We start from the raw sequence: 24,359 nt of genomic DNA, 5'->3' as shown, positions 1-24,359 counted from the left end.
GCCGCGTTGACCGCGGTCTGGAGAATATAGGGGGTCTAGCCGCCCTTTGCTTCGGTGGTCGCCCCGAACAGGCCCACGCGCATATCGTTGCAGGTGTAGATCACCTCGCCGTCGGCCTCGAGCACGCCGTCGGCGATGCCCATGACCAGCTTGCGATTGATCACCCGCTTCAGGTGGATCTTGTAGACCACCTTCTTGACGGTCGGCAGGACCTGACCGGTGAATTTGACCTCGCCGACGCCGAGCGCGCGGCCCTTTCCGGGCCCGCCGATCCAGCCGAGGTAGAAGCCGACCAGCTGCCACATGGCGTCCAGGCCGAGGCAGCCCGGCATGACCGGATCGCCGATGAAGTGGCACTGGAAGAACCAGAGGTCCGGATGGATATCCAGCTCGGCCTCGACATAGCCCTTGCCGTGGTCGCCGCCGTCCGCGTTGATCTGCGTGATGCGGTCAAACATCAGCATCGGCGGGGCCGGCAGCTGGGCGTTGCCGGGCCCGAACAGCTCACCCCGGCCCGAGGCCAGAAGGGCTTCGTAATCGAACGACGACGGATATTTCAGCTCGGACAAAAGCGTTCTCGTGCAAGGGGACGCGACTTCGCGCCCGGATGTTGCCGTGGGGTTACACGAGCGGAACCCGGGGCTCAACATTTTAAGGGGTTGGGGGCGGCGGGGGCGGTAAGCCGCCGTCAGCGGGTCACCGGTCCGCGCGGCCCGTGCCGGCGGCGCGGTTGGCGTTGCAGAGGGCGTGTTCCTGGGCGCCGAAGATGGCGCGTCGGGGCAGCCAGCCGCGCAGGCGCCGGACGCGGACCTCGCACCACTGGTCGACGCATTCGCTGACCGACACCAGGGACCGGGCCGACAGCCGCGCGCGCACGGGCGAGGTGTCGGAGCGGCCGGAGTGGATGTCGATCAGGTCCGGCGACAGGTTCAGCACGCTGCGGCGGCTGGAGACCACGCTGCGGTGAACCCAGGCGACGCCGCCCTCGGGATCGCAGATCTTTCGCCAGTCGGCGGTCTCGGCGATGACCTGCACCGGCAGGCCCGAAACCTGGTAGCGCCACAGGATCTGGTAATCGAGGCCCGGCCCCTGACGGGCGAAGACCCGGTCGGACTTGAGCGACAGCCAGCGCGGCACGGGCTGTTTGCTGGGGGTGGGGCGACCGTCCGGCATGGTGTTTCCCGCGCCCAGAAGCACGGCGCAGCCGAGCAGGCCCGCGGCGACCACCAACCGTTTGATGCGAGGAATTTTGCCAGACACCGGGAGGACCATTAAAGCCGGGGACGTGAAATCGAAGGCTTCGAATGTCCGCTCCCAGGCTTAAGGTCGTATTAACCAGACGCTTGCCCGACGCCGTGGAAACGCGGATGCGCGAGCTGTTCGACGCCGAGCTGAACCTGACCGACCGGCCGATGACGCGGGCCGATCTGGAAGCGGCGGTGCAGAGGGCCGACGTGCTGTCGCCGACGATCACCGACATCATCGACGCCGACCTGATTTCCAAGGCCGGGCCGCAGCTGAAGATGATCGCCAATTTCGGCGCCGGCGTGGATCACATCGACATCGAGGCGGCGGTCGGGCGGGGCCTGATCGTGACCAACACCCCCGGCGTCCTGACCGAGGACACGGCGGACCTGGCCATGACCCTGATCCTGGCGGTCAGCCGCCGGATCGTGGAGGGGGCGCAGGTGATGCAGGAGGGCCGGTTCGAGGGCTGGACCCCGACCTGGATGACCGGGCGCAAGCTGTGGGGCAAGCGGCTGGGCATCGTCGGCATGGGCCGGATCGGGCAGGCGCTGGCGCGCCGGGCCAGGGCCTTCGGGATGCAGGTCCACTACCACAACCGCAAGCCGGTCTCGCCGATGATCGCCGAGGAGCTGGGCGCGACCTACTGGGACGATCTGGACCAGATGCTGGCGCGGATGGACCTGATCTCGCTGAACTGCCCGGCGACGAAGGAAACCTATCACCTGCTGTCGGCCGGGCGGCTGGCGCTGTTGCGGCCGGACGCGATCCTGATCAACACCGCGCGCGGCGAACTGATCGACGAGGCGGCCCTGGCCGAGGCCGTGGCGCAGCGGCGCATCGCCGGGGTCGGGCTGGACGTGTTCGAGCACGAGCCGAAGGTGCATCCGGGCCTGCTGGGCCATGCCAATGTGGTGCTGCTGCCCCACCTCGGCTCGGCGACGATCGAAGCGCGTCAGGACATGGGCGACCGCGTCATCGCCAACATCCAGACCTTCGCCAACGGCCACCGCCCGCCCGATCGGGTCATTCCCGCGATGTTCTGACAATCCTCGCTTGACGCCGAGGCGAAGCTTGAGTTGTGTGGCGCCCAAGTCTCGGGGGATTATGATGAAATCGGGTTTGACCAAGGCGGCGCTGATGGCGCTGTCGCGACGTGGACTGCTGCTCGGCGCGGGGGCGCTGGCGGGATTGGCCACGCTTCCGGCCGGTATGGCGCGGGCGCAGGCGGCGGCGCACGCCATGGGCGATTTCTTCGTCCTGCCCAAGACGCGGGGCGCGGCCCTGTCGCCGTCCGGAAGCCGGATCGCGGTCGTCGAACAGGCGGGAACAAAGGAACAGCCGCGCGGAGCCATCGAAATCATCCAGGCGGATGATCCCGAGGGGCAGCGCCGTCGTCTGGAAGTGGGCGATGTCGAGATCGACCTGATCGAATGGGCGAGCGACGACCGGCTTCTGGTGCGGGTGATCCTGAAGGCCGAGACGGGCGCGCGCTCGCAGGCCGGCAGTAATATCCGGGCGGCTTCGGTCGAGTACCGCATGCGCCGCATCCTGTCGGTCAACGCGAACACGGGCGATATCGTGGTGCTGTTCAATGACCAGCGCCAGCGGATGCGGGCCACCTTCGACATGGGTCGCATCATCGATCTGCTGCCCGCTGACCCGGACCATGTGCTGATGGCGGCCTGGGAATCCGACGGGGTCATGGCCCTGCACAAGGTCGATGTGAACACCGGCGCGGCCCAGCGGCTGGAGCGGGGCAGCGCGGGCACCTTTAACTGGCGGACCCTGAACGGCGTGGCGGTCATGCGCCACGACATCAACTCCCGCGGCACCATGGAAACCATCCAGGTGCGGGCGCCGGGCGAGAGCGAGTGGAAGGTGGCGCGCCGCGCCCGCATCCGCGATGCGCCGGACTTCCACTGGGTCGGCGGGACGGACAAGCCCGGCACGGTTCTGGTCATCGCGCGTCTGGACAACGAGGACGTGCTGAGCGTGCGCGAAATGGACCTCGGCACCCTCGCCCTGGGCGCGCCGCTGAACGCGCGGACCGGACGCGACGTGGAATACGGACTGCGGGATTCGGCCGGTCGCTACCTCGGCGCCGGCTATTACGGCGAGCGGCTGGAATATGAGTTCGCCGAGCCCGCGCTGACGGCCCACCACCGCGCCCTGAACCGATTCTTCGACAATCAGTGCGACGTGCATCTGACCGACGTCGATACCGCGCGGAATCGTTTCATCGCGCAGATTTCGGGGCCGAACGAACCGGGGGCCTGGTTCTTCTACGACAAGACGGCGCGCGTGATCGTCAACATCGGTCAGGCCTATGATCTGGACCCGGCCCGTCTGGGCGTGGGCGAGTTGCTGCAGGTGCCGACCCGCGACGGGGCGACCATCGAGGCCTATCTGACGGCGCCGCCCGGCGGGGCGCCGGGCCCGCTGGTGGTGCTGCCGCATGGCGGACCGGAAGTCCGCGACACGTCAAGCTGGGATCGGCAGGTCCAGGTTCTGGCGGCGCAGGGCTGGTGGGTGCTGCGGCCCAATTTCCGGGGCTCGGGCGGCTACGGCATGGCCTTCGCCCGCGAGGGCTGGACGCGCTGGGGCACCCGCATGCAGGACGATGTCGAGGACGCCGTCGCCTACGCCATCGCCCAAAAGGGGCTGGATGCGTCGAAGGTCGGCATCGTGGGCGCCAGCTACGGCGGCTATGCGGCCCTGATGGGCGCCCTGAAGCGACCGGACCTCTACAAGGCCGCCATCGGCATCTGTGGCGTCTACGACCTGCCCGACATGCTGGCCCTGGAAGAGCGGGACGACGATCTGGCCGGCAAGCCGATCTATGAGTTCTGGACCAAACGCATCGGGGACCGGCGCACCGAGGGTCCGGCGCTGGAGGCCGCCTCGCCCCGACGGCGGGCGGGCGAGATCACCTGTCCGGTGCTGCTGGTCCACGGCGTCGACGACACGGTCGTGCCGATCATCCAGTCGCGCCGCATGCGGGACGCCTTCCGCTCGGCCGGCAAGTCGGTCGACCTGATCGAGGTCGCGGACGCCGGGCACGGCGACTGGGAGGACGACAAGGAGCAGGAACTGATGACCCGCTACGTCGCGCTGTTCCGTCAGGCGTTCGCCTAGGCGCCGCCGCAGTCTGGACAGTCGGGGTCGGGGGCGACGCGCACCGTTCGCGCCGTCCCCGCCAGTCCGTCGTAAAGCAGCAGGCGGCCTGACAGCGGGTCGCCTGCGCCGGCGATCAGCTTGATCGCTTCCAGGGCCGTCATCGATCCCACCACGCCCGCCAGCGCGCCGATGACGCCGACCCGGCTGCAGGTCTCGGCGTCCGGCGGGCTGTCCGGCACCATACAGCGGTAGCAGGGCCGGCCAGTAAAGACGCCGACCTGCCCGGTCCAGCGGCCCAAGGCGCCCGACACCAGCGGGATGCGGCAGGTCAGGCAGGCGGCGTTGACCGCGAACCGGGTCGCGAAATCGTCCGTGCCGTCGATAACGACGTCGCAGCCCTCGATCAGGGCCGCGGCGTTGTCGGGCGTCAGCCGTTCCGCGCGCGGCTCGATCCCGACATGGGGATTGAGGGCGGCGAGGGTTTTCGTCCCGGCGACCACCTTGGCGCGGCCGATGTCGTCGCCGTCGAACAGGATCTGGCGCTGGAGGTTGGACAGGGCGACCACGTCGTCGTCGATCAGACGCAGGGTCCCGACCCCGGCGGCGGCCAGATAGAGGGCCGCGGGGGCGCCGACGCCGCCCAGCCCGATCAGGGCCACGCGCGCGGCCTTCAGCCGCTGCTGGCCGGGACCGCCCACCTCGGACAGCACCAGGTGACGGGCGTAGCGTTCGATTTCGTCGTCGGAAAAGCTCACCCGCGTTCGTTAGGCGCTGCGGCGGCCAAGGTCACGCCCTCAGGCGGCGGACCTGTAGTCCAGAATGGCCACGGCCTCGTTGGCAGTGATGCGCGAAACCTCGGCCACGCCGATCCGGTCCAGCAGGGCGCGGGGGTCGGGGCAGACGGTGATCGGCTCGGTCAGCACGGGGGTCGTGATGGGAGTGTCGATGAGCACCCGCAGGCCGGTGTGGCGACGGTCCGCCAGCAGACGGCGCATCAGCCGATCCAGATCGACCCGCTTGCCTTCCATCGCCTGGACGATGTGTCCGCCATGGAACATCAGGGCGGCTTGGACGCCGTCACGGCGGTTATTGACCTCGGACACGCCGAGAATCTGGGCGATCGACAGGGTCGAAACGCCCGTCGCGCCGACGGCCTCGCTCGCGTAGATGACTCGGTGAAGCACGATTCGACCCAAGGAATCCGCCCGGGAGGGGCTTAATGTGCTGATGTAACGGGTTACATTGGTGATATTGTGGCGCTTGCGTACCGTTGAAATCCCGGGCGTTTCCGCTTGCACGCCGCATTTCGGTCTCCATCTGGGAGGGATGACACACGCATCCTCATTCCCCGACTGGCACGGCACGACCATCCTTGCGGTCCGCAAGGACGGGCGCACCGTGATCGCGGGCGACGGCCAGGTCTCGATGGGGCCGACCATCGTCAAGGGCGCGGCGCGCAAGGTCCGCGTTCTGGCCGGCGGCAAGGTGCTGGCCGGGTTCGCCGGCGCCACGGCCGACGCCTTCACCCTGATCGAGCGGCTGGAAGCCAAGCTGGAGCAGTACCCGGACCAGCTGGCCCGCGCCTGCGTCGACCTGGCCAAGGACTGGCGCACGGACCGCTACCTGCGGAAGCTGGAGGCCATGCTCCTCGTCGCCGACAAGGACTCGATCTTCACCGTCACCGGCGTCGGCGATGTGCTCGAGCCGGAATACGGCGTGGCCGCGGTCGGCTCGGGCGGCAACTACGCCCTGTCGGCGGCGCGGGCCCTGATGGAGAACACCGACCTGGACGCCGAGACCATCGCGCGCCGCTCGATGGCCCTGGCGGCGGAGATCTGCGTCTACACCAACGGCAACCTGACGGTGGAGACGCTGGAGTAGGTTTGCGTCTTATGGTTGTGTTCTGTTGATGGTGTCGAGGGTTCATCACAACGAGCACAACGAATGCACAACGGACACTCCGCGACGGAGCCGGTCCCCGAAGCCACAGATCGGTTGGGGCGTCGGGTATTGAATGCCGCTTTTGCGGTTCACTCGGCGTTGGGCCGGGGCTCCTGGAGAGCGTCTATGAAACCTGCCTCGCATAGAAGCTCCGGTTGGCCGGGCTGAGAGCCGAACGTCAGGTCGTCATCCCGGTTCGTTATGGCGACGTCCGACTGGAGACCGGGTTTCGGCTCGATCTGCTGGTCGAGAACGCTGTGGTGGTCGAGGTGAAATCGATTGACGCCCTTGCGTCGATCCATGTGGCCCAAGTGCTAACCTATCTGAGGTTTTCCGGGGTCCGGCTCGGCTACCTGATCAATTTCAATACCGTCATGTTGAAGACAGGCCTTCGGCGGCTCGTCATGTAATCGGCGACTGACCGGTTCACACCAAGGACACCAAGGAAGACACGAAGAACGCCAAGGGATCGCACACCGGGTCTGTGCGTGAGCCTGCCTCGATTGACGCGTCCCGCGTCGTTCGCGGTTGCTGCTGCGCCTTTGTGTCCTTGGTGCCTGCCTTGGTGTCCATGGTGTGAACCTGCTGTGGTCGGCCCCATCTCGGGCTTTCGGTCGCGCCCCCTCCCGCAACGCGCCGAGGCGTCCTATCTCGATACCATGACCGACCTCTCCCCCCGCGAAATCGTTTCCGAACTGGACCGCTTCATTGTCGGTCAGGACGACGCCAAGCGCGCCGTCGCCGTGGCCCTGCGCAATCGCTGGCGGCGCAAGCGGGTGCCGGAGGACCTGCGCGATGAGGTGACGCCCAAGAACATCCTGATGATCGGGCCGACCGGCGTCGGCAAGACCGAGATCGCGCGTCGGCTGGCCCGACTGGCCGGCTCGCCCTTCCTGAAGGTCGAGGCCACCAAATTCACCGAGGTCGGCTATGTCGGCCGCGACGTCGATCAGATCATGCGCGACCTGGTCGAGGCGGCGCTGGTGATGGTGCGCGACAGGCGCCGCTCGGGCGTCAAGGCCAGGGCCGAGGGCGCCGCCGAGGAGCGGATCCTGGACGCGCTGGTCGGGCCCGGTTCGCAGCCCGCGACCCGCGACAGCTTCCGCAAGAAACTGCGCGCCGGCGAGCTGGACGACAAGGAGATCGAGCTGGAGCTGGCCGATACGGCCTCGCCGATGCAGGGCATGGACATGCCCGGCGGCGGCAATGTCGGGATGATCAACCTGTCCGAAATGCTGGGCAAGCTGGGCGGCGGCCGGACGAAGAAGGTCAAGCTGACGGTCAAGGACGCCGTGGCGCCCCTGACCACCGAGGAAAGCGACAAGCTGCTGGATCAGGACAGCCTGAACGCCGAGGCCCTGTCGCTGGCCGAGAACGAAGGCATCGTCTTCATCGATGAGATCGACAAGGTCGCCGTGCGCGCGGACAGCCGCGGCGCCGACGTCAGCCGCGAGGGCGTGCAGCGCGACCTGCTGCCCCTGATCGAGGGCACCACGGTGTCGACCAGATACGGGCCGGTGAAGTCGGACCATGTGCTGTTCATCGCCTCGGGCGCCTTCCACGTGTCCAAGCCGTCGGACCTGCTGCCGGAGTTGCAGGGGCGGCTGCCGATCCGGGTGGAGCTGAAGGCCCTGACCCGGGACGACTTCCGGCGCATCCTGACCGAGCCGGAAGCCAATCTGATCCGTCAGAACCAGGCCCTGCTGGCGACGGAAGACGTGACGCTGGTCTTCACCGATGACGCGGTCGAGGCCATGGCCGATGCGGCGGTGGCGGCCAATTCGGCGGTCGAGAACATCGGGGCGCGCCGTCTGCAGACGGTGCTGGAGCGCGTGCTGGAGGAGACCAGCTTCAAGGCCTCGGACCTGACCGGCCAGACCGTCACCTTCGACGGCGATGCGGTCCGCGACCGGGTCGGCGAACTGGCGAAGGACGCCGATCTGAGCCGCTACATCCTGTAAGGGCGCATCCGTTTCCTGCGCCTACGCGTAGATGGACGTCGGGACCACAGGAGAGAGCCACGTCATGCGTGCCCGTTCAGTCGCCTTCGCCCTCGCCGCTGTCTGCGTGTTTTCCGCCGGGAGCGCGGCCGCCCAGGCCGTGGACATGGACCGTTTCGACGGCCGCTGGTTCGAGATCACGCGCAGCCCCAACGATGTCCAGAAAGACTGTCGCCGGGCGCAGATCGATTTCACCGCCCAGGCGCGGGCTGATCGCTACGGCATTGTGGTGACCTGCACGCGCCGCGCCGACGGGGTGGTGGAGACCCTGCGCGCCAATGCGCGGGTGACGGATCCCGGCACCAACCGCAACCTGCGCTTCAGCCTGACGGGACTGCTCAGCTTCGGCGGGCTGGCGGGGCAGAACTATCGGGTGCGCGCCCACGCCGATGACTACAGCTGGGCCATCCTGTCGCTGCCGAACGGCTCCGACTGGTGGATCTGGCATCGCAGTCAAAGCCCGTCAGCGGCCGTCCGGGCCGATCTGGTGCGTCGCGCCGGCGCGCTGGGGCTGAATACCGGTCAGCTGGTGCAGACGGGTCAGTAGGGCCGGAAGACATAGAGGCTGAGCAGGACGACGAGGGCGGAGATCAGGGCGTTGATCAGCCAGATGCCGCCCTCGTTGCGATTGCGCCGTGCGCCGCGATCCTCGTGCATCATCGTCTCCCTCCCCCTCCGGCGGGCTCCATCCCGTTCAGAAAGGTTAATAAGACGCTGTTATCCGAACGGCAACGGCCGGGCAGGCGTCTTCGTGGGCGAAACGGTGGATGATTTCTCGCTTGTGGCGGGCGCCAGGGCGTCCACCTCGAGCGTCGCGCGTTGCCGGGCGGCCGCGGATTTGAGCAGGGCCGCGGCGATCAGCAGAACGACCACCAGCGCCAGGGCGGCCAGAAGCCAGAGTCCCGCGGCGCTTCGGCGGTGACGCCGGGCGATCCGATCCCGGTAGGGCATGATGTCTCCTTCCGCCGGTGAAGGCGAAGTCTACCACCCGCCTCGCGGCCAAGCTTCATCGAGACTTGAATGCGGAACGAAGGCGGAACATAAGTCGGAGATGGCCGCCGCCGCCCTTCAGATCGATCTCGTCTTCAGCCGTCCCGACACCACCCTGTCGGTGACGCGCGGCGCCGCGCGGCTGATGCTGGACCTGGGCTACGCGCCGCTGCTGGAGGTCGGTCTGCCGAACGGACGGCGGGCCGATGTGATGGCGCTGGGGCCGAAGGGCGACATCGTCATCGTGGAGGTGAAGTCGGGCCTCGAGGACTATCGGGTGGACCGCAAATGGCACGAGTACGGGCCGTTCTGCGACGCCTTCTACTTCGCCGTCGCGCCGGAGTTTCCGGACGGCGTCCTGCCGGACGAGCCGGGGCTGATCGTGGCGGACGGGTTCGGCGGGGCGGTGGTGCGGGATGCGCCCGCCAGTCCGCTGGCGCCCGCCCGACGCAAGGCGCTGACGATCGCCTTCGCCCGACTGGGGGCGATGCGAACCCTGAGAGATCAGGCGGCGGGCTGAGCGGGGGCGGCGGGGGCGGCCGGCGCAGGGGCCGGGGCGACCGGCGCGGGCTGGGCGGTGGCCGGCGGCACGGCGACAGGGCCCGTCTCACCGGCGGTGGCGAAGGCGGCGGAGGCGGCCGCGCAGCCCATCAGGGTCTCCTCGCCGACCTTGACCATGGCGGTCAGCGGATAGGTGCGGTCGCTCATGCCGTCGCTGCATTCGGTGGCGGTCAGGGTGACGTCGAACGCGGTGCCGGTCGTGGAGGTGGTCTGCAGGGTGGCCACCGTGCCCTGGATCACGGGCTTGGGCTGGGGCGCGCGCTGCTCGGGCCGTTCGACGCCGGAATAGACCAGTTCCTGACCCGTCAGCTCGATGCCCCAGAAGGGCTCGGTGCCCAGCAGGCGCACGGGCTGGGTCAGGTCCACCCCCGACAGCACGAGGGCGGGCGCGGCCGGCGCGGCGGGCGTCCCGGAGGTCTCGCCGCCCTGCGAACAGGCGGACAGGATCAGAACCGAGGCGACGGCGGCGGGGACGAGCAGACGCATGAGGCACTCCACGAGACGGGCCGGAAGGAAGACCCGACGGACGGCGCGGGTCAAGTTACGAGCGGGACAGACGCTGAAAACGCGGCCTAGAGCCAGCCCTTGTGCTTGAACCACAGCAACGGCAGCACGGCCGAGATCAGCATGGCCGTGACGGCCAGCGGATAGCCGATCGGCCAGTGCAGTTCCGGCATGTGGTCGAAATTCATGCCGTAGATCGAGGCGATCAGGGTCGGCGGCAGGAAGGCGACGGCGGCGACCGAGAAGATCTTGATGATCGACGACTGCTCGATGTTGATCAGCCCCAGCGCGGCGGACAACTGGAAATTGATCGAGGCGGCGACCGACTGGTTGTGGGCGGTCAGGCTTTCGACATCCCGGCTGAGCGAGCGCAGGTGGGCGCGATCCTGACCGCTGTCGATCCGCTCGTCGGCGCCGACGAAGGCGAAGACGCGGGTCAGGCCGGCGAGGCTTTGCTCGATCCGGGCATTGGCGATCTGGGCGCGGCCCAGCTTTGTGATCAGCTTTTCGAACCCGACCGTCTTGCCGCCCGAGAACACGTGGTTGGCGATGCCCTCCACCCGGATCACGGTCTTCGACAGGATGTCCGACGCGCGATCGACCACCACCTCCATCAGGTTCAGGAACAGGTCCGCGCCCGAGCCGCACAGGCCCGGCTCGCGCTCCAGCTTTTCCAGCAGCAGGGCGAAGGGGCGGGGTTCGGCATAGCGGATCGTGACCAGCGGCCCGTCGGTCAGAACGAAGGTCACGGGTTCGACCCCCGGAATCTCCTCATCACCCCGGGTGACGATGTCGGTGGTCAGATAGGTGGCTCCGTTCTCGCGATACACGCGGCTGGACGCTTCCAGCTCCTGCATCTCCTCGCGGGTCGGCACCGACAGGCCCAGCGCGGCCTCGACGGCGGCGTCCTCCTCACGCGTGGGATTGAGCAGGTCGATCCACAGCACGTCGGGCCCCAGTTTCAGGCCGTCGGCGTCCGGCGTCACGGCTTCGCAGGCGTGACCGGTGGTCCTGTAGAGGCGGATCATGAATGCGGCCCGACGCCCGGGGCCGAGGGGTCAGTTCTGACCGGCGATCGTCGTGGAGACCGACGCCATCTGGACGCCGTCGCTGGGACGGGCAGGCGGCTGGTAGATGAAACCGTGGGTCGGATAGACGGTGGTGCCGAGGTCATGGATCGGGTTGTACCAGACCTTCACCTCAGTCCAATCGTTGCGGTTCGAGACGTCCACCACGGTGACGTTCTCCTCGACCTTGCCGCGGCTCCCGCCCCAGTTGGCGTGGGTCACGCGGATCACGCGGTCGGTCAGCACTTCGGAGACGACGGCGACGTGGCCCCGGTTCATCCGGCCATTGGCCTCGAAGGCCAGGACCGAGCCGGTGCGCGGGCTCTGGCCGGTCTGGAAGCGGCCTTGCGCCTGACGCCACCAGGTGACGGCGTCGCCGAAGATCTGGATGCCCGAGAACATCCGGGCGAAGGTCACGCACTGCCAGTAGGGCGCTTCAGCCTTTGCGGCGGGCGCCGAAACACCCAGTGCAAAAATCCCGAGGGTCGCCGCAACCGCGACGGCTGTGAGCCGTTTAATCATGCTGTGGCTTTTCCCGACTGCCGTTGAAACAACTCGTAACCGATAGCGGCGAGGGGTTGAAGTCCCCTTTCAGGCGAGTGGGGTGTGCGCTTTCGTCGCGGTTCGGCCTTGTCGCCTGCGGTCGGCCAGACCGCGCAAAGCCCCGCGCGCCGGGCGTTCGACGAGGTGGTAGGTCATCATCGCGACGACCGGAATTGCGGCCACCACAGCCATCCACACAATGATGTGAAACCGCTTGTCCTCGGCCCCCGTCAGGCGCGCCGCGACATTGGTCATGACCAGCAGGACCGGCGCGCAAACCATGTAGATGGAGTACGAAATCTCGCCGAGATAGACGCCGAAGCCTGACGCCAGGACGCCCGCCTTCTCATTGGCCAGCGAGCCGAGGCCCAGGATCAGTCCGCCCGCGAACAGGACGGTGATCGGATCCCACAGGCCCAGGCTGGCGCTGATCAGCACGCTGGCGCCGCTGAGCAGGGCGACCGGACCGGCGAACGGGATCGGGGCGCGGCGATAGATCAGGTACAGGGCGCAGCCCAGCATGAAGCAGGGCACGATCCTCAGCGCGCCCCAGCGGAAGGTCGCCTCCGTCAGGGAGAAGCCGGCCAGCGGCTGGAAGGCGGCGTAGATCCCCAGCGCCACGACGGCGGCCAGCACCGTCGCCAGCACGGGACGATCCCGCAGCCGCCAGGACACGAAGGCGAAGGCCGGGAAGGTCAGATAGGCGAACCACTCCGCCGAGATCGACCACGACGGATGGTTGAAGGCCGAGGTCGGCGCCAGACCCCAGGCATGGGTCAGGGTCAGATGGGCCGGAAGCGCGCGCCAGTCGGTCAGGCTGTCGCTCACGGCCAGGCCGGCGACGGCCGCGCCGACGCCCAGAACCGCCATGCCCGCCAGGGTCACCAGATGCAGCGGATAGACCCGCGCGATCCGGGCCCAGAGGAAGCCCCCGTACGAGAACCGCTTCTCACCCGCGGACTGCAGATAGACGTGGCTGAGGATGAAGCCGGACAGGACGAAGAAGACCTCGACCCCCAGATAGCCCTTGCTCACCGCAGTCGGGGTGAAGCCGACGTTCAGGTGCGGCCAGGCCGTGTAAAGCACCACCCAGGCGGCGGCGAGGAAGCGCAGCGTCGTCAGGGCGCGGAGATCGGGGGGCGTGGCCACGGGCGTCATGCCCGTGACCGTACACTCGCTTAAGTCGCGAAACCGTTAAGCGTCGCACTCCCCCGGTTTGGTCTCGCCCGGCTTGTACATGGCGCAGGACCGATCGATTTCGTCCTGGACCAGCTGGCAGGGATTGTTCGGATTGCAGGGCGGGTGGCTGGCCGGGCTGACCCGGGTGCAGCGGCTGGCCAGTTCGACGGCGGCGGCCTCGCCCCGTTCGGTGATGCAGGAGGCGGCTTCGGTCGTCGGGGTTTCAGCCTCTTCCTGCGGCGGCGCGTCGGCGGGCATGACCGGGTCTGACGCGGCCCCGGCGGCGGGCGTCGCGGCGTCGGGCGTGGTGGAGGCCGGTTGCTGGTCGCAGGCGGCCACCATCAGCAGGGCGGCGGTCAGAAGGATCGGCAGGCGCATCGTCGTCTCCCCGGGACGTTGAGAAACGACGATGCCCCCTTTCGGCGAACGATGAAACCCCGCAAGGCCGAATGGCGAGGCCCGGGCGGCTGTCTAGCGGCCCAGGGCGGCGCGTTGCAGGGCGAACAGCTCGCCGCAGCCGATCTCGGCCAGCTCGAACAGGCGGTTGAACTCGGGACGCGAGAAGCCGCGCTTCTCGCCGGTGGCCTGGATTTCCACGATGGTCCCCGAGCCGGTCAGGACGAAATTGCTGTCGGCCTCGGCGGAGGAGTCCTCCTCGTAGTCGAGGTCCAGCACCGGCTGGTCGTCACAGATGCCGCACGACACCGCGGCGACCTGATCGAGGATGGGATCGGTCTTCATCACGCCCTCGGCGCGCAGGTAGTCGAAGGCGCTGGCCATGGCGACCCAGGCGCCGGTGATGGCGGCGGTGCGGGTGCCGCCGTCGGCCTGGATCACATCGCAGTCCAGCACCACCTGACGCTCGCCCAGCGCCTTCAGGTCCACGACGGCGCGCAGCGAGCGGCCGATCAGGCGCTGGATCTCCTGGGTGCGGCCGGTCTGTTTGCCGGCGGCGGCTTCGCGACGGCCCCGGGTGTGGGTGGCGCGGGGCAGCATGCCGTATTCGGCCGTCACCCAGCCCTGACCCTTGCCGCGCATCCAGCCGGGGACGTTCTCTTCCACGGTCGCGGTGACCAGCACCTTCGTATTGCCGAAGGTCACGAGGCAGGAGCCTTCCGCATAGCGGTTCACGCCCGTTTCCAGCGTCACGGCGCGGAGTTGTTCAGGGGTGCGGTTGGAATGGCGGGGCGTGGTCATGACGGTAGTCCTTGGAAGCGGTCGCGGCGCTGCTTATCCTGAAACCGTGACCCTGTATCCCCCCGCCCCCTCCCGCGCCTCTCCTCGCCCCGGCGCCCGCGAGGCGTCGACGTCATGAAGACCCCACTCCTGACCTCCACCGCCCTGGAGCCCGGCGGCCTGACCGGCCTCGATCAGCGGGCACGCGACATCTTCCGACGCATCGTCGAAAGCTATCTGCAGACCGGCGAGCCGGTGGGGTCGCGGACCCTGTCGATGAGCGGGATCAGCCTGTCGCCGGCCTCGATCCGCAACACCATGCAAGACCTGACGGTGGCCGGGCTTCTGGGCTCGCCGCACACCTCGGCGGGGCGGATCCCGACCCATGCGGGCCTGCGCCTGTTCGTCGACGGCCTGCTGGAGATCGGCGACATCGGGGCGGAGGAGCGGCGCGAGATCGACGGGCGCCTCGCCGGGCGGGGGCGGAATTTTGACGAGGCCCTGAACGAGGCGTCCTCCCTGCTGTCCGGTCTGGCGGGCGGGGCCTCGATCGTGGCCAGCCCGGTGCGGGACGCGGGGGTCAAACATGTGGAGTTCGTGGCCCTGGGCCACGATCAGGCGCTGGCGGTGCTGGTCGGCGACGACGGGTCGGTGGAGAACCGGCTGATGCCGCTGAAGGCCGGGGTGACGCCGTCGACGCTGCAGGAGGCCTCCAACTTCCTCAACGCGCGTCTGCGGGGGCGGCCCCTGCATGAGGCGCGCACCGAGATGCGGACCGAGCTGGACATCGCCCGGCGCGAGCTGGACGAGACGGCGGCGCGGCTGGTCGAGGACGGTCTGGCGGCCTGGTCCGGCGGGGCCGAACGCGAGCGGGCCCTGATCGTGCGCGGCCGCGCCAACCTGCTGCAGGACGCCGGGGCGATGGAGGATCTGGAAAAGGTCCGCGTCCTGTTCGACGATCTGGAGCAGAAGGAACAGCTGATCGGCCTGCTGGACGGGGTCTCCACCGCCCAGGGTGTCCGCATCTTTATCGGCGCGGAAACGCGTCTGTTCTCACTTTCGGGTTCCGCAGTCATCGCGGCGCCCTATATGAGCGGCCGACAACGGGTTCTGGGCGCCATCGGCGTGATCGGACCCGCAAGACTGAACTACGCCCGAGTCATCCCGTTGGTGGACTACACCGCCCGGGTGCTGGGCCGAATGCTGGACGGACAAGACACGTGAACGACACCCCTGACCATGATCCCGAAACCGAGCTGGACGCCGACATCGGCGAGTCCGAAGGCTATGACGCCGACGACCTGTCGCCGCTGGACGCCGTGATCGCCGAGCGTGACCAGTGGAAGGACCGCGCCCTGCGCGCCGTCGCCGAAACCGAGAACGTCAAGCGCCGGGCCGAGACCCAGAACAACGACGCCCGCGCCTACGCCATCCAGAAGTTCGCCCGCGACCTGCTGGTGGTGGCCGACAACCTGGAACGCGCCATCCAGGCCGCGCCCAAGGACGCGGACGCCGGAGAGGCGGGTCTGGTGACCGGGCTGGAGCTGACCCAGAAGGCGCTGCTGTCGGCGTTCGACGCCAACAATCTCAAGCGCGTCGCCCCCGAGCCGGGCGAAGCCTTCGATCCGCACCTGCATCAGGCGATGATGGAACAGCCGTCCGACACGGTTCAGGGCGGTCAGGTGATCCAGACCCTGCAGGCCGGCTACGCCCTGTTCGGCCGCACCGTGCGCCCGGCCATGGTGGTCGTCGCCGCCAAGGGCTCCGGCGCGGCGGCGGGCAACGCCGCCTATGCGGCGGCCCAGGCGACCGGCGGGAATTTCGACGGACAGGCGTGAGCTGTCGCTGGTGAAGAGTGACTGGTGACCAGTGAGCAGGGCGTCAGCGCAGGGTCGCCGACGGTTTTCTACTCACGACTCACTGGCGCTCTTCACCCCTTCAGCCGCGCATTGAAGAAGGCGAGCAGCTTGGCCCAGCCGTCGGCGGCCGCATCGGCGCGGTAGCTTTCGCGGTAGTCGGCGTGGAAGCCGTGCGGGGCCCCCGGGTAGACGACGATCTCGCTCGACGTCTGGCCCGCGCGGGCCAGGGCGGCGCGCATGGTCTCGACGGTGGGGATGGGGATGCCCGTGTCCGCCTCGCCGTACAGGCCCAGCACCGGACATTTCAGGTCGTCGGCCAGATCGACCGGCCAGGGCTGGCCCCCCGAGATCTGCACCGGGGTGGCGTTGGCGGCGGGGGCCAGACGGCCGTACCAGGCCACGCCCGCGTCCAGAACGGCGAAGCGGGCGCAGGCCTGCCACACCACCTTGCCGCCCCAGCACCAGCCGGTGATGCCCACCTTGTCGCTGTTGGCCCAGAGCTGCTGGCTGACCCAGTCGAGGGTGGCGGAGACGTCGCCCATGACCTGCTCATAGTTCGCCGCCCCGACGATCTGCATGATGCGGGTCATGTCGCTCAGAGGCGCCGGATCCTCGACCCGGTTGAAGAAGCCGGGGGCGACGGCGGCATAGCCGGCCTTGGCCAGCCGGCGGCAGATGTCGCGGATATATTCGTGCACCCCGAAAATCTCGGACGCGACGATCACGACGGGGAAGGGGCCGTCACCGTCGGGCCGGGCCACGAAGGCGGGCAGGGCGAAGCCGTCCGGCGCCGGATAGGTCACGTCCTCGCTGGTCAGGCCCGCGCCGTCCGTCGTCACCGGATGGGCCTGCGCCGCCAGCGCCGCCGGGGCGTAACCGGCGAAGAACAGGCCTCCGACCGCGCCCGCGCCCAGGGTGCGGCGGTTCAGGATCATGTCGTCGGCCTGCGGACCTTCGGGGCGGATCAGCGTCATGGGGCGGGCTCCAGTTCTATGGCTGGCCGGACAGTGGCGAGGCGCTCCGACGCCGTCGAGTCACGATTGCCGTGAAGCCTGTTCCGGCCCGGGTCCGGCCCGGCGCAGGGTCAGGTTCAGCCGCCCGCCGCCCGGGATGAGGCTGGACGAGCCGGGCAGCAGCCGGTCGATCCCGTGCCGCGCCAGCCGCGCCGGACCGGTCAGGGCGCAGACATCCCCGGACGCCAGCCGGATCGATGTCGTCGGCCCGCCCGCGGCGGCGCCCACGCGGAAGACGGCGGTGTCCCCCAGCGACACCGACAGGACCGGCGCGCCCAGATCGGCCTCGTCCCGGTCCTGATGCAGGCCCATCTTCGCGGCGTCCCGATAGAGATTGACCAGACAGGCGTCCGGCGGTTCGGGCCAGCCGGTCAGCTCGCGCCACAGGTCCAGCAGGACGGGCGGAATGGGCGGCCAGGGCTGTCCGGTCACCGGATGGGTCGGCTGGTAGCGATAGCCCTCGCGATCCGACACCCAGCCCAGCGGCCCCAGATTGGTCATCTGCACCGAAAACGGGCGTCCCCCCGGCGTCACCGGCCGATAGAAGGGGCTGTGCTCCACGGCGGCCAGCACCTGCGCCACCAGGGCCTTTTGCGCCCCGGCGTCGAGCGCCCCGGGCCACCAGCGGAAGCCCTCCAGTCCGGTGTCGAGCTCGCGAGGCGGGGTCATGGGGTCGGCTTAGGCCGGGCTCAGGAGAATGTTAAGCGCCTCGCGCTATGGAGGCTCATGGAACGTCGCGCTCTTCTCGGCCTCGCGGCCCTCGCCACGGCAGCCGCCGCCACCCCGGTCGCCGCGTCCTCGGGCGGAGGCGGCGGGTCGTCGGGCAGCACCTATCTGGGCCTGCCCACTGTGACCGGCAATGTGCGCCGTCCCGGCGGACGGCTGGGTGTCATGACGGTGGAGATCGGCGTGGACACGCCCGACGCCGCCCTGCGCGCCCGCGTGGTCCAGTCGGCGCCGCGCCTGCGCGCCGCCTACGCCCGGACCGTCCAGCAGCAGGCCTCCATCCTCCTGCCCGGCGCCCCGCCCGACATCGAACGTCTGGTCGCCGCCCTGCAGACCGCGACCAACACCGTCATGGGCCGCGCCGGCGCGCGGCTGCTGATCGGAACAGTGATGGTCGTTTGAGGCGGCAGTGAGCAGGCCGCAGTAAGCCGGAAACGCTTACGCCCCGCCGCCTGATCTCAAAGCCTGCTGCCTGCTGCCTGCTGCCTGCCGCCTAGTCCTTCGTCGGACTGACCTGCGTCTCATCCCCGTAGGTCAGCGCCAGGAAGACGTCTTCCAGATCGGGGTCTTCGGTGGAGATGTCGGCGATGGTGACGCCGGCGGCGCGGACGGCGGCCAGAACCTGTTCGACCGACGACTGGCCCTTCTTGTAGCTCATGGCGAAGGCCCCGTTGGCGCGCGGCACCACGACAAAGCCCGGCACCGTCGGCAGGCCGTTCAGCTCACCCTCGGGCGTCACCACGACATTGCGGGTGTCCAGACGGCGCAGCAGTTGCGGCGTCGGCTCGCAGGCCACGACCTGCCCCCGGTTCATGATGGCGATGGTGTCGCAAAGCTCCTGCGCCTCCTCCAGATAGTGGGTGGTCAGCAGGATGGTCACGCCCTCGGCGTTGATCTTGCGGATGTACTCCCACAGCTGGCGGCGCAGCTCGACATCGACGCCGGCGGTCGGTTCGTCGAGGATCAGGATGGGCGGATTGTGCACCAGCGCCTTGGCCACCATCAGGCGGCGCTTCATCCCGCCGGACAGGGCGCGGACATAGGCGTTGGCCTTGTCCGATAGGCCCAGGGCGGCCAGCAGTTCGTCCGAACGGCGCTCGTTCTTCGGCACGCCGTAGAAGCCCGCCTGCACCTCCAGCGCCTCGCGCGGGGTAAAGAAGACGTCGGCCACGATCTCCTGCGGAACGATGCCGATGGCGGCGGCGGCGTCGCGGGGTGATTCGTCGATGTCGCGGCCCCAGATCGAGACCGTGCCGCCGGTCTTGTTCACAATGCCCGAGATGATGTTGATCAGGGTCGACTTGCCCGCCCCGTTCGGCCCCAGCAGGCCGAACATGGAGCCGCGCGGAATGACCAGGTCCACCCCGCGCAGGGCGGTCTTGGGCGGCGACTTCTTGTTGCCCGCATAGGTCTTTTCCAGGCCCCGAACCTCGATGGCGTTCACGGGCAGGGCTTCGGTATCGGTCATGCGGCGCTTTCGAACAGGACGAAGCGCCTAGGTAGGCGCGGCGAAGGCCATCGCCAAGACCCGTTCAGGACAAGCGTTCGCGTCTTTGTGTCAATGGTGCTTGACACGGCCATCGTTGGTGTCTAGGAAGCTTGTCATTCTGAACAGCGTCCTTGACGGAGAATGACTATGACACGCACGAAGATGATCGGCTTTTCGGCCCTCGCGGTCTGCGCCCTCGGCTATGGCGGCTTCGCCCTCAGCCTGGTTCTGCAGCGGATGGATGTGCTGACCCTGCCCCAGGCCCTGCTCTATGGCGTTCCGGCCGCCACGATCGGCGAGATCGGCCTGTGGATCGCGGCCGGCTCACTGGGCTGGAGCCTGTTCAAGGGTCGCAAGGCCTTTATCGACCGGGTCTTCCGGCGCAGGTCCGACGCGGTTTGACGGCGGGGCCGGGGCCGCATAGGGGTTCGCCAGCTTCTCCCACCCAAGGCCGCGCCATGTCGTCCTCCATCATCATCCCGCCCCCCGAACAGGTCGTCGTGACCAGCAAGCGCGTGGCCTGCGACGGCGGCGGCGGCGCTCTCGGCCACCCGCTGGTCTATATGGACATGGGTGAGGATGACTTCGTCGAGTGCGGTTACTGCGACCGCCGCTTCGTGCTCGGCGCGAAGACGACGGCCGAGAGCGAATACCACAGCCCGGCCGCCCGCCCGCCCGAGGCGCACTGAGGCTTCAGGCGGTCGGCGCGCCGCCCCCCGCCGCGATCCAGCTGTCGACCTGGTCCTCCAGCACGTCCAGCGGCACCGAGCCTGATCCCAGCACCACCGCGTGGAAGTCGCGGATGTCAAACCGGTCGCCCAGCGCCGCCCGCGCCCGCGTGCGCAGCTCCATGATCTTCAGCTCGCCGATCTTGTAGCTGGTCGCCTGACCCGGGCTGGTGATGTAGCGCTCGACCTCCTTCTGGATGTCGCGCTCGCTCAGCAGGGAGTTCTGGCGGAAATAGTCCATCGCCTGTTCGCGGCTCCAGCGCTTGGCGTGCAGGCCGGTGTCGGTGACCAGACGCACCGCGCGCCACAGCTCGGTCGAGAGGCGGCCGAAGTCGGAATAGGGGTCCTGATAGAAGCCCATCTCCTTGCCCAGCTGCTCCGCATAAAGCCCCCAGCCCTCGGCGTATGCGCCGTAGCCGCCGAAGCGGCGGAAGGACGGCAGGCCCTGCATCTCCTGCGCATAGGCGATCTGGAAGTGATGGCCCGGCGCGCCCTCGTGATAGCTGATGCCCTCGATCTGGGGTTTCAGCACCTGGGTCATGTCGGACAGGTTGACGTAATAGATGCCGGGGCGTGAGCCGTCCGGGGCGGGCGAGTTGTAGAAGGCGATCGACGCCGTGGCCTCGCGCCACGCCTCGACGGCCCGCACCTCCAGCGCCGCCTCGGGCAGGTCGGAGAACCAGCGCGGCGCGGCCTCCATCACCTGGGCGATGAAGGCGCGGGCGTCGGTCAGATACTGCTCCTTGCCCTCCGGCGTGTTGGGATACTGGAAGCGCGGATCGGTCTTCAAATACGCGAACATCTCCTGCAGCGAGCCGGTGAAACCGACCTGCGTCATGATGGTCTGCATCTCGCCCTGCAGGCGCGCGACCTCCGACAGACCGATCTCATGGATCTGATCCGCCGTCAGGTCTGTGGTGGTCGAGAGCTGGAGGCGGGCGTTGTAATAGGCCTCGCCGTCCGGCAGCCGCCACACGCCGCCGTCGCGGTCAGGCATGGCCGCGGCCTGTTGCTGCACCTCGGCCAAGGCGGTCAACACGCCCTCATAGCCGCGCTTCCATTCGCCGGTCAGGGCCGCGCGGCCCTCGGCCAGCAGCCGCGCCTTCGTCGCCGGATCTGTCTCCAGCGCGCCGACCTTGCGCTGGAAATCGGCCCAGACCGGATTGTCCGCGGCGTCGTCGAACGGCGCGCCGGCGATGATGTTGCGGGTGTTGGCGATCGAGGGCTCGAACACGAAATTCGGCGAGATGATCCCCTTGGACGCCCGGTCGCGCAGCTCGGCGGCGATTTCGCCCATCACCCGCTCCGACTCGCGCAGGCGTGACACATAGGCCTCGGCGTCGCTGACGCTGGAGACCCGGTGGTTGTTGATCAGGAAGACCGGCAGGCTGGTGGTCGGATTGCCGTTGGCCGCGAACTGATAGCCCCAGTCGCGCCAGCGGTTCGACAGGCGCGCCTGCTCGACCCCATATTCGAACAGCCGCATCGACATCCGGCTGTCGGGGCTGAGCGTCGCCGGATCGAACCCGGCCTTCATCGCCGCCAGCTGGCTCTCGGCCAGGGCCAGCGAGCGCTCCGCCGCCGCATCGGTGCCGTCATCCAGCCTGTCGTAGTCGGTCTTCAGACCCAGCGAGGTCATCGTCTGCGGCGACAGGGCGATCCGCGCCTGCCACGCCGCCTCGAAGAAGGCCGCCAGCCGCGCGTCCTCGGTCTGGATCGCAGCTTCGGCCGGCGCGGGCGTCGCGGTCTGGGCCATGGCGATCGCGGGGGCGCCCGCCAGCACGGCGACGGCGCAGACGGTGGAGACGAGCAGACGACGCATGGAAACCCTCACGGAAACTGAGGGCGCGACCTTCAACGGTTCGGGTGGGGGAGGCAAGGCAGGCCGGTGCGCGGGCTCGACGGCGTGTGCATCGAATCTCCACGGCGTCTGCCCGATCGCCTGACCGCCGGCTGGCAGGATGTCCCCTCACGCAGGAGGACGATATGGCAGGGCTGAAGGATCAACCGCGTTTCCGGGCCCTATGGGCGCCCCCGGCGGCCTATGTCGCCAGCATGGCCGCCACGACCGTCATGGCGGGCCTTGAGCTGGTGTTGTGGCTGCTCTGGGGCATGGAGACCGACGATCCGGCGGCCTTGGCCTCGTTGCTATGGGCTCTGCCGATCCTTGCCGCGATCGTTATATCCGGCGTCACTGTATTCGGTCTGCCGACGTGGGCGTTGTTGCACGCGATCGGCGCGGTCCACCCGGGACAGGGCGCCTTGGCCGGAGCGATGATCGCCGCCGGGGTGGTCGGCCTTCCGGCGGCTGTGATCTTCGGGCCTTGGGCGGCCTGGCCGGCGCTGTTCGCCATCATCCCCGGCGCGGCGGGCGGCGCCGTCTGCCTGTGGATCGCCTATGACGAGCCGGAGCCGCCCTGACCTAGAACTGCCGCCAGCTGTCGCCGGGCTCGCGTTCGCCGGGGTCGACGGTCTGCTGGCCCCAGGCGACGATCATCAGCAGCTTGTGGCTGCGGATGCGGAACTGGCCGGTCATGGGCATTACCGCGCCCAGGGGGGCGCCGGTCTTGGGCTCGTAGAGGAAGCCCGAGAACTCGGCCACGCCGATCCGGTCGCGACGGCTGTAGACCGACAGTTCGGGAATGGAGACCACATTGAAGGTGTCGTTGATCGGCACCCGCATGTCCGGCAGGCCGAAGACCCGGCGCATCTGCTCCAGCGACAGGGCGCCGGCGCGCAGCTCGAACACCGCGTCCGCCTCGGCCTTGCTCGGGGCCAGGGCGTAGCCGGCGTCGGACAGGGCGTTGCGAATGGCGCTGACGGCGTAGGGGCTGCTCTCGGCCCGGAAATAGGTGTCGTCCACGAACACGCGCGACCCCGCCGGGATCGGCAAAGTCAGCCCCTCGACCGCCTGATCGGCGGCGCGGGCCAGCAGCAGCTGCTCGGTCGCCGTGCGCGACGGATAGGTCTCTGACGTCGAGGCGCAGGCCGCGAGGCCCAGCAGGGCGAGGGGAAGAAGCGCGAAGGCCTTCAAGATCACCAGCTCCCGGTGTTGGGCATGGAGACCCAGGGCTCGGCAGGCGGCAGGGCGTCGCCCTCCTGCAGAAGTTCGATGGAAATGCCGTCCGGCGAGCGGACGAAGGCCATATAGCCGTCGCGAGGGGGCCGATTGATGACCACCCCGCCGTCCATCAGTCTCTGACAGGCCGCGTAGATGTCATCGACCTTGTAGGCCAGGTGTCCGAAATTCCGGCCGCCGGAATAGGATTCCGGATCCCAGTTGTACGTCAGCTCGACCTCGGGCGCGCGCTCGGCGGCGGAGCGCGCCTCGTCCTTCGGCGCGGCGAGGAAGATCAGGGTGAAGCGCCCGGCCTCATTGTCCATGCGCCGCACCTCTCGCAGGCCCAGCAGGTCGCACCAGAACCGCAGGGAGGCGTCGATGTCCGTTACGCGGACCATGGTGTGCAGATAGCGCATGGCGTCCGATCCGAGGGGGGAGCTGGAGGGGAGGGCGCCTTATAGCGGCGGATCGCCGCGACGGCGACTCAACTGGCGTTTCGGCGGATGCGCCGGACCGCGCGCCCTGCTAGAGGCGTCCGTTCGGCCGTCGCCGGAGGATTGATGCTTCGCAAGCTTTACGACTGGGTCTTCTCGCTGGCCCGCAGCAAGCACGCCACCAAATCGCTGGCGATCGTGTCGTTCGCGGAGAGCTCCTTCTTCCCGATCCCGCCCGACGTCATGCTGGCTCCCATGGTGCTGGCGCGGCCGGATCGCGCCTGGTTCTACGCCACCGTCTGCACCCTCGCCTCCGTCCTCGGCGGCCTGCTGGGCTATGCGATCGGCTATTTCCTGGAGCCCGTCGGGCTGTCGATCCTGGCCTTCCTGGGCAAGGCGGACACCTTCGAGACGTCCAAGGCCCTGTTCCAGCAGCACGGCGCCTGGGTGATCCTGATCAAGGGCCTGACCCCCATTCCGTTCAAGCTGATCACCATCTCGGCCGGCATCTTCCAGTTCAATCTGGCCCTGTTCGTCGCCCTGTGCGTGATCACGCGCGGCGCCCGCTTCTTCGCCGTGGCCTTCGTGCTGAAGACCTGGGGGCCGGTGGTGCTGGCGATGGTCGAGAAGCGGCTGGCCCTGTGGACCGTCATCGGTCTTGCGGTGCTGATCGGGGCCTTCGTGGCGGTCAAATTCCTCTTCTAGACGCGTGCAATCGACGGA

Annotated in this window: 31 protein-coding genes; 14 read left to right on the top strand and 17 right to left on the bottom strand. The window is 68.6% G+C overall.

The window, feature by feature from the left end:
- Nucleotides 1-35 precede the first annotated feature (35 nt).
- Nucleotides 36-560 (bottom strand): 3-hydroxyacyl-[acyl-carrier-protein] dehydratase FabA, encoded by a 525-nt coding sequence (fabA, locus tag ACW174_RS04895; protein WP_492017240.1) that lies wholly within the window; start codon nucleotides 558-560, stop codon nucleotides 36-38.
- Nucleotides 561-696: 136 nt separating this feature from the next.
- Complete coding sequence (locus ACW174_RS04890) at nucleotides 697-1,260, bottom strand: SH3 domain-containing protein (protein WP_492016581.1); 564 nt, start codon at nucleotides 1,258-1,260, stop codon at nucleotides 697-699.
- A gap of 44 nt (nucleotides 1,261-1,304) precedes the next feature.
- Between ACW174_RS04890 and ACW174_RS04885 the strand changes: the two genes are divergently transcribed.
- Both ACW174_RS04885 and ACW174_RS04880 read left to right on the top strand, forming a co-directional pair.
- Nucleotides 1,305-2,291, top strand: a complete 987-nt coding sequence (locus tag ACW174_RS04885) for a 2-hydroxyacid dehydrogenase (RefSeq protein ID WP_492016580.1) — start codon at nucleotides 1,305-1,307, stop codon at nucleotides 2,289-2,291.
- A 64-nt stretch (nucleotides 2,292-2,355) separates the two neighbouring features.
- Nucleotides 2,356-4,383: an alpha/beta hydrolase family protein gene (locus ACW174_RS04880; RefSeq protein WP_492016579.1), complete on the top strand. Its 2,028-nt coding sequence runs from the start codon at nucleotides 2,356-2,358 to the stop codon at nucleotides 4,381-4,383.
- Here the strand turns inward: ACW174_RS04880 and ACW174_RS04875 are convergent.
- Together ACW174_RS04875 and ACW174_RS04870 are read right to left on the bottom strand one after the other, a co-directional pair.
- Nucleotides 4,380-5,120 (bottom strand): HesA/MoeB/ThiF family protein, encoded by a 741-nt coding sequence (locus ACW174_RS04875; RefSeq protein WP_492016578.1) that lies wholly within the window; start codon nucleotides 5,118-5,120, stop codon nucleotides 4,380-4,382. The genes ACW174_RS04880 and ACW174_RS04875 overlap by 4 nt on opposite strands.
- A 39-nt stretch (nucleotides 5,121-5,159) precedes the next feature.
- Nucleotides 5,160-5,549 (bottom strand): BLUF domain-containing protein, encoded by a 390-nt coding sequence (locus tag ACW174_RS04870; RefSeq protein ID WP_492016577.1) that lies wholly within the window; start codon nucleotides 5,547-5,549, stop codon nucleotides 5,160-5,162.
- A gap of 142 nt (nucleotides 5,550-5,691) precedes the next feature.
- Between ACW174_RS04870 and hslV the strand changes: the two genes are divergently transcribed.
- The 4 genes from hslV (at nucleotide 5,692) to ACW174_RS04850 (ending at nucleotide 8,853) form a co-directional block, all read left to right on the top strand.
- Nucleotides 5,692-6,246 (top strand): ATP-dependent protease subunit HslV, encoded by a 555-nt coding sequence (hslV, locus tag ACW174_RS04865; RefSeq protein WP_492016576.1) that lies wholly within the window; start codon nucleotides 5,692-5,694, stop codon nucleotides 6,244-6,246.
- Between the two features lie 215 nt (nucleotides 6,247-6,461).
- Entirely contained in the window at nucleotides 6,462-6,716 is a 255-nt protein-coding gene (locus ACW174_RS04860; protein WP_492016575.1) for a GxxExxY protein, read from the top strand.
- A gap of 249 nt (nucleotides 6,717-6,965) precedes the next feature.
- Nucleotides 6,966-8,267: an ATP-dependent protease ATPase subunit HslU gene (gene hslU / locus ACW174_RS04855; protein WP_492016574.1), complete on the top strand. Its 1,302-nt coding sequence runs from the start codon at nucleotides 6,966-6,968 to the stop codon at nucleotides 8,265-8,267.
- A gap of 64 nt (nucleotides 8,268-8,331) precedes the next feature.
- Nucleotides 8,332-8,853 (top strand): lipocalin family protein, encoded by a 522-nt coding sequence (locus ACW174_RS04850; protein WP_492016573.1) that lies wholly within the window; start codon nucleotides 8,332-8,334, stop codon nucleotides 8,851-8,853.
- A 170-nt stretch (nucleotides 8,854-9,023) separates the two neighbouring features.
- Here ACW174_RS04850 and ACW174_RS04845 read toward each other — a convergent pair whose 3' ends face one another.
- Nucleotides 9,024-9,257 carry a hypothetical protein gene (locus ACW174_RS04845; protein ID WP_492016572.1) on the bottom strand — a complete coding sequence of 78 codons (234 nt, stop codon included), beginning with the start codon at nucleotides 9,255-9,257 and terminating at the stop codon, nucleotides 9,024-9,026.
- 100 nt (nucleotides 9,258-9,357) lie between these two features.
- Here ACW174_RS04845 and mmcB point away from each other — a divergent pair, with 100 nt between their 5' ends.
- The gene (gene mmcB / locus ACW174_RS04840) at nucleotides 9,358-9,816 is read left to right on the top strand and encodes a DNA repair putative endonuclease MmcB (RefSeq protein ID WP_492016571.1); all 459 of its coding nucleotides are present in this window, start codon (nucleotides 9,358-9,360) and stop codon (nucleotides 9,814-9,816) included.
- Here mmcB and ACW174_RS04835 read toward each other — a convergent pair.
- From ACW174_RS04835 to rph, 6 genes are all read right to left on the bottom strand, one after another.
- A complete protein-coding gene (locus ACW174_RS04835; RefSeq protein WP_492016570.1) occupies nucleotides 9,801-10,343 on the bottom strand; it encodes a hypothetical protein in 543 nt (180 codons plus the stop codon). The two genes, mmcB and ACW174_RS04835, sit on opposite strands and share 16 nt — an antisense overlap.
- Before the next feature lie 86 nt (nucleotides 10,344-10,429).
- Entirely contained in the window at nucleotides 10,430-11,389 is a 960-nt protein-coding gene (locus tag ACW174_RS04830; RefSeq protein WP_492016569.1) for a magnesium transporter CorA family protein, read from the bottom strand.
- A 30-nt stretch (nucleotides 11,390-11,419) separates the two neighbouring features.
- Entirely contained in the window at nucleotides 11,420-11,950 is a 531-nt protein-coding gene (locus ACW174_RS04825) for a CHAP domain-containing protein (protein ID WP_492016568.1), read from the bottom strand.
- A 69-nt stretch (nucleotides 11,951-12,019) separates the two neighbouring features.
- Nucleotides 12,020-13,129, bottom strand: coding sequence for an acyltransferase family protein (locus ACW174_RS04820; RefSeq protein WP_492016567.1), 1,110 nt, complete (start codon nucleotides 13,127-13,129; stop codon nucleotides 12,020-12,022).
- Between the two features lie 36 nt (nucleotides 13,130-13,165).
- Nucleotides 13,166-13,528: a hypothetical protein gene (locus ACW174_RS04815; RefSeq protein WP_492016566.1), complete on the bottom strand. Its 363-nt coding sequence runs from the start codon at nucleotides 13,526-13,528 to the stop codon at nucleotides 13,166-13,168.
- A 93-nt stretch (nucleotides 13,529-13,621) separates the two neighbouring features.
- Nucleotides 13,622-14,347, bottom strand: a complete 726-nt coding sequence (rph, locus tag ACW174_RS04810; protein WP_492016565.1) for a ribonuclease PH — start codon at nucleotides 14,345-14,347, stop codon at nucleotides 13,622-13,624.
- A 114-nt stretch (nucleotides 14,348-14,461) separates the two neighbouring features.
- Here rph and hrcA point away from each other — a divergent pair, with 114 nt between their 5' ends.
- Complete coding sequence (hrcA, locus tag ACW174_RS04805; protein ID WP_492016564.1) at nucleotides 14,462-15,550, top strand: heat-inducible transcriptional repressor HrcA; 1,089 nt, start codon at nucleotides 14,462-14,464, stop codon at nucleotides 15,548-15,550.
- Nucleotides 15,547-16,164: a nucleotide exchange factor GrpE gene (gene grpE / locus ACW174_RS04800; RefSeq protein ID WP_492016563.1), complete on the top strand. Its 618-nt coding sequence runs from the start codon at nucleotides 15,547-15,549 to the stop codon at nucleotides 16,162-16,164. The genes hrcA and grpE overlap by 4 nt, the downstream gene beginning before the upstream one ends.
- A 92-nt stretch (nucleotides 16,165-16,256) precedes the next feature.
- Here grpE and ACW174_RS04795 read toward each other — a convergent pair whose 3' ends face one another.
- Together ACW174_RS04795 and ACW174_RS04790 are read right to left on the bottom strand one after the other, a co-directional pair.
- A complete protein-coding gene (locus ACW174_RS04795) occupies nucleotides 16,257-17,159 on the bottom strand; it encodes a dienelactone hydrolase family protein (protein WP_492016562.1) in 903 nt (300 codons plus the stop codon).
- A gap of 60 nt (nucleotides 17,160-17,219) precedes the next feature.
- Nucleotides 17,220-17,867, bottom strand: coding sequence for an alpha-ketoglutarate-dependent dioxygenase AlkB (locus tag ACW174_RS04790; protein WP_492016561.1), 648 nt, complete (start codon nucleotides 17,865-17,867; stop codon nucleotides 17,220-17,222).
- 57 nt (nucleotides 17,868-17,924) lie between these two features.
- On the opposite strand from ACW174_RS04790, the gene ACW174_RS04785 reads away from it, so the two are divergent.
- Nucleotides 17,925-18,326: a Tat pathway signal protein gene (locus ACW174_RS04785; protein ID WP_492016560.1), complete on the top strand. Its 402-nt coding sequence runs from the start codon at nucleotides 17,925-17,927 to the stop codon at nucleotides 18,324-18,326.
- A 91-nt stretch (nucleotides 18,327-18,417) separates the two neighbouring features.
- Here ACW174_RS04785 and ACW174_RS04780 read toward each other — a convergent pair whose 3' ends face one another.
- The gene (locus tag ACW174_RS04780; protein ID WP_492016559.1) at nucleotides 18,418-19,392 is read right to left on the bottom strand and encodes an ABC transporter ATP-binding protein; all 975 of its coding nucleotides are present in this window, start codon (nucleotides 19,390-19,392) and stop codon (nucleotides 18,418-18,420) included.
- A 168-nt stretch (nucleotides 19,393-19,560) separates the two neighbouring features.
- Here ACW174_RS04780 and ACW174_RS04775 point away from each other — a divergent pair, with 168 nt between their 5' ends.
- Both ACW174_RS04775 and ACW174_RS04770 read left to right on the top strand, forming a co-directional pair.
- The gene (locus ACW174_RS04775) at nucleotides 19,561-19,815 is read left to right on the top strand and encodes a hypothetical protein (RefSeq protein ID WP_492016558.1); all 255 of its coding nucleotides are present in this window, start codon (nucleotides 19,561-19,563) and stop codon (nucleotides 19,813-19,815) included.
- Between the two features lie 56 nt (nucleotides 19,816-19,871).
- Nucleotides 19,872-20,102, top strand: a complete 231-nt coding sequence (locus ACW174_RS04770; protein ID WP_492016557.1) for a zinc-finger domain-containing protein — start codon at nucleotides 19,872-19,874, stop codon at nucleotides 20,100-20,102.
- A gap of 4 nt (nucleotides 20,103-20,106) precedes the next feature.
- Here ACW174_RS04770 and ACW174_RS04765 read toward each other — a convergent pair whose 3' ends face one another.
- A complete protein-coding gene (locus ACW174_RS04765; RefSeq protein ID WP_492016556.1) occupies nucleotides 20,107-21,963 on the bottom strand; it encodes a DUF885 domain-containing protein in 1,857 nt (618 codons plus the stop codon).
- 164 nt (nucleotides 21,964-22,127) lie between these two features.
- On the opposite strand from ACW174_RS04765, the gene ACW174_RS04760 reads away from it, so the two are divergent.
- Complete coding sequence (locus ACW174_RS04760; protein ID WP_492016555.1) at nucleotides 22,128-22,562, top strand: hypothetical protein; 435 nt, start codon at nucleotides 22,128-22,130, stop codon at nucleotides 22,560-22,562.
- Nucleotide 22,563: 1 nt separating this feature from the next.
- On the opposite strand, the gene ACW174_RS04755 is transcribed toward ACW174_RS04760, so the two are convergent.
- Both ACW174_RS04755 and ACW174_RS04750 read right to left on the bottom strand, forming a co-directional pair.
- Nucleotides 22,564-23,181 (bottom strand): DUF6655 family protein, encoded by a 618-nt coding sequence (locus ACW174_RS04755; RefSeq protein ID WP_492016554.1) that lies wholly within the window; start codon nucleotides 23,179-23,181, stop codon nucleotides 22,564-22,566.
- Nucleotides 23,178-23,618, bottom strand: coding sequence for a VOC family protein (locus tag ACW174_RS04750; RefSeq protein ID WP_492016553.1), 441 nt, complete (start codon nucleotides 23,616-23,618; stop codon nucleotides 23,178-23,180). Before ACW174_RS04750 ends, ACW174_RS04755 begins: the two co-directional genes overlap by 4 nt.
- A gap of 144 nt (nucleotides 23,619-23,762) precedes the next feature.
- On the opposite strand from ACW174_RS04750, the gene ACW174_RS04745 reads away from it, so the two are divergent.
- Nucleotides 23,763-24,341 carry a YqaA family protein gene (locus ACW174_RS04745; protein WP_492016552.1) on the top strand — a complete coding sequence of 193 codons (579 nt, stop codon included), beginning with the start codon at nucleotides 23,763-23,765 and terminating at the stop codon, nucleotides 24,339-24,341.
- The last annotated feature ends 18 nt before the right edge of the window (nucleotides 24,342-24,359 follow it).

The organism is Brevundimonas sp. AVps31, assembly GCF_058681355.1.
Note: the sequence above shows the minus strand (reverse complement) of the source record. Positions and strands in the feature narration are given on the sequence as shown.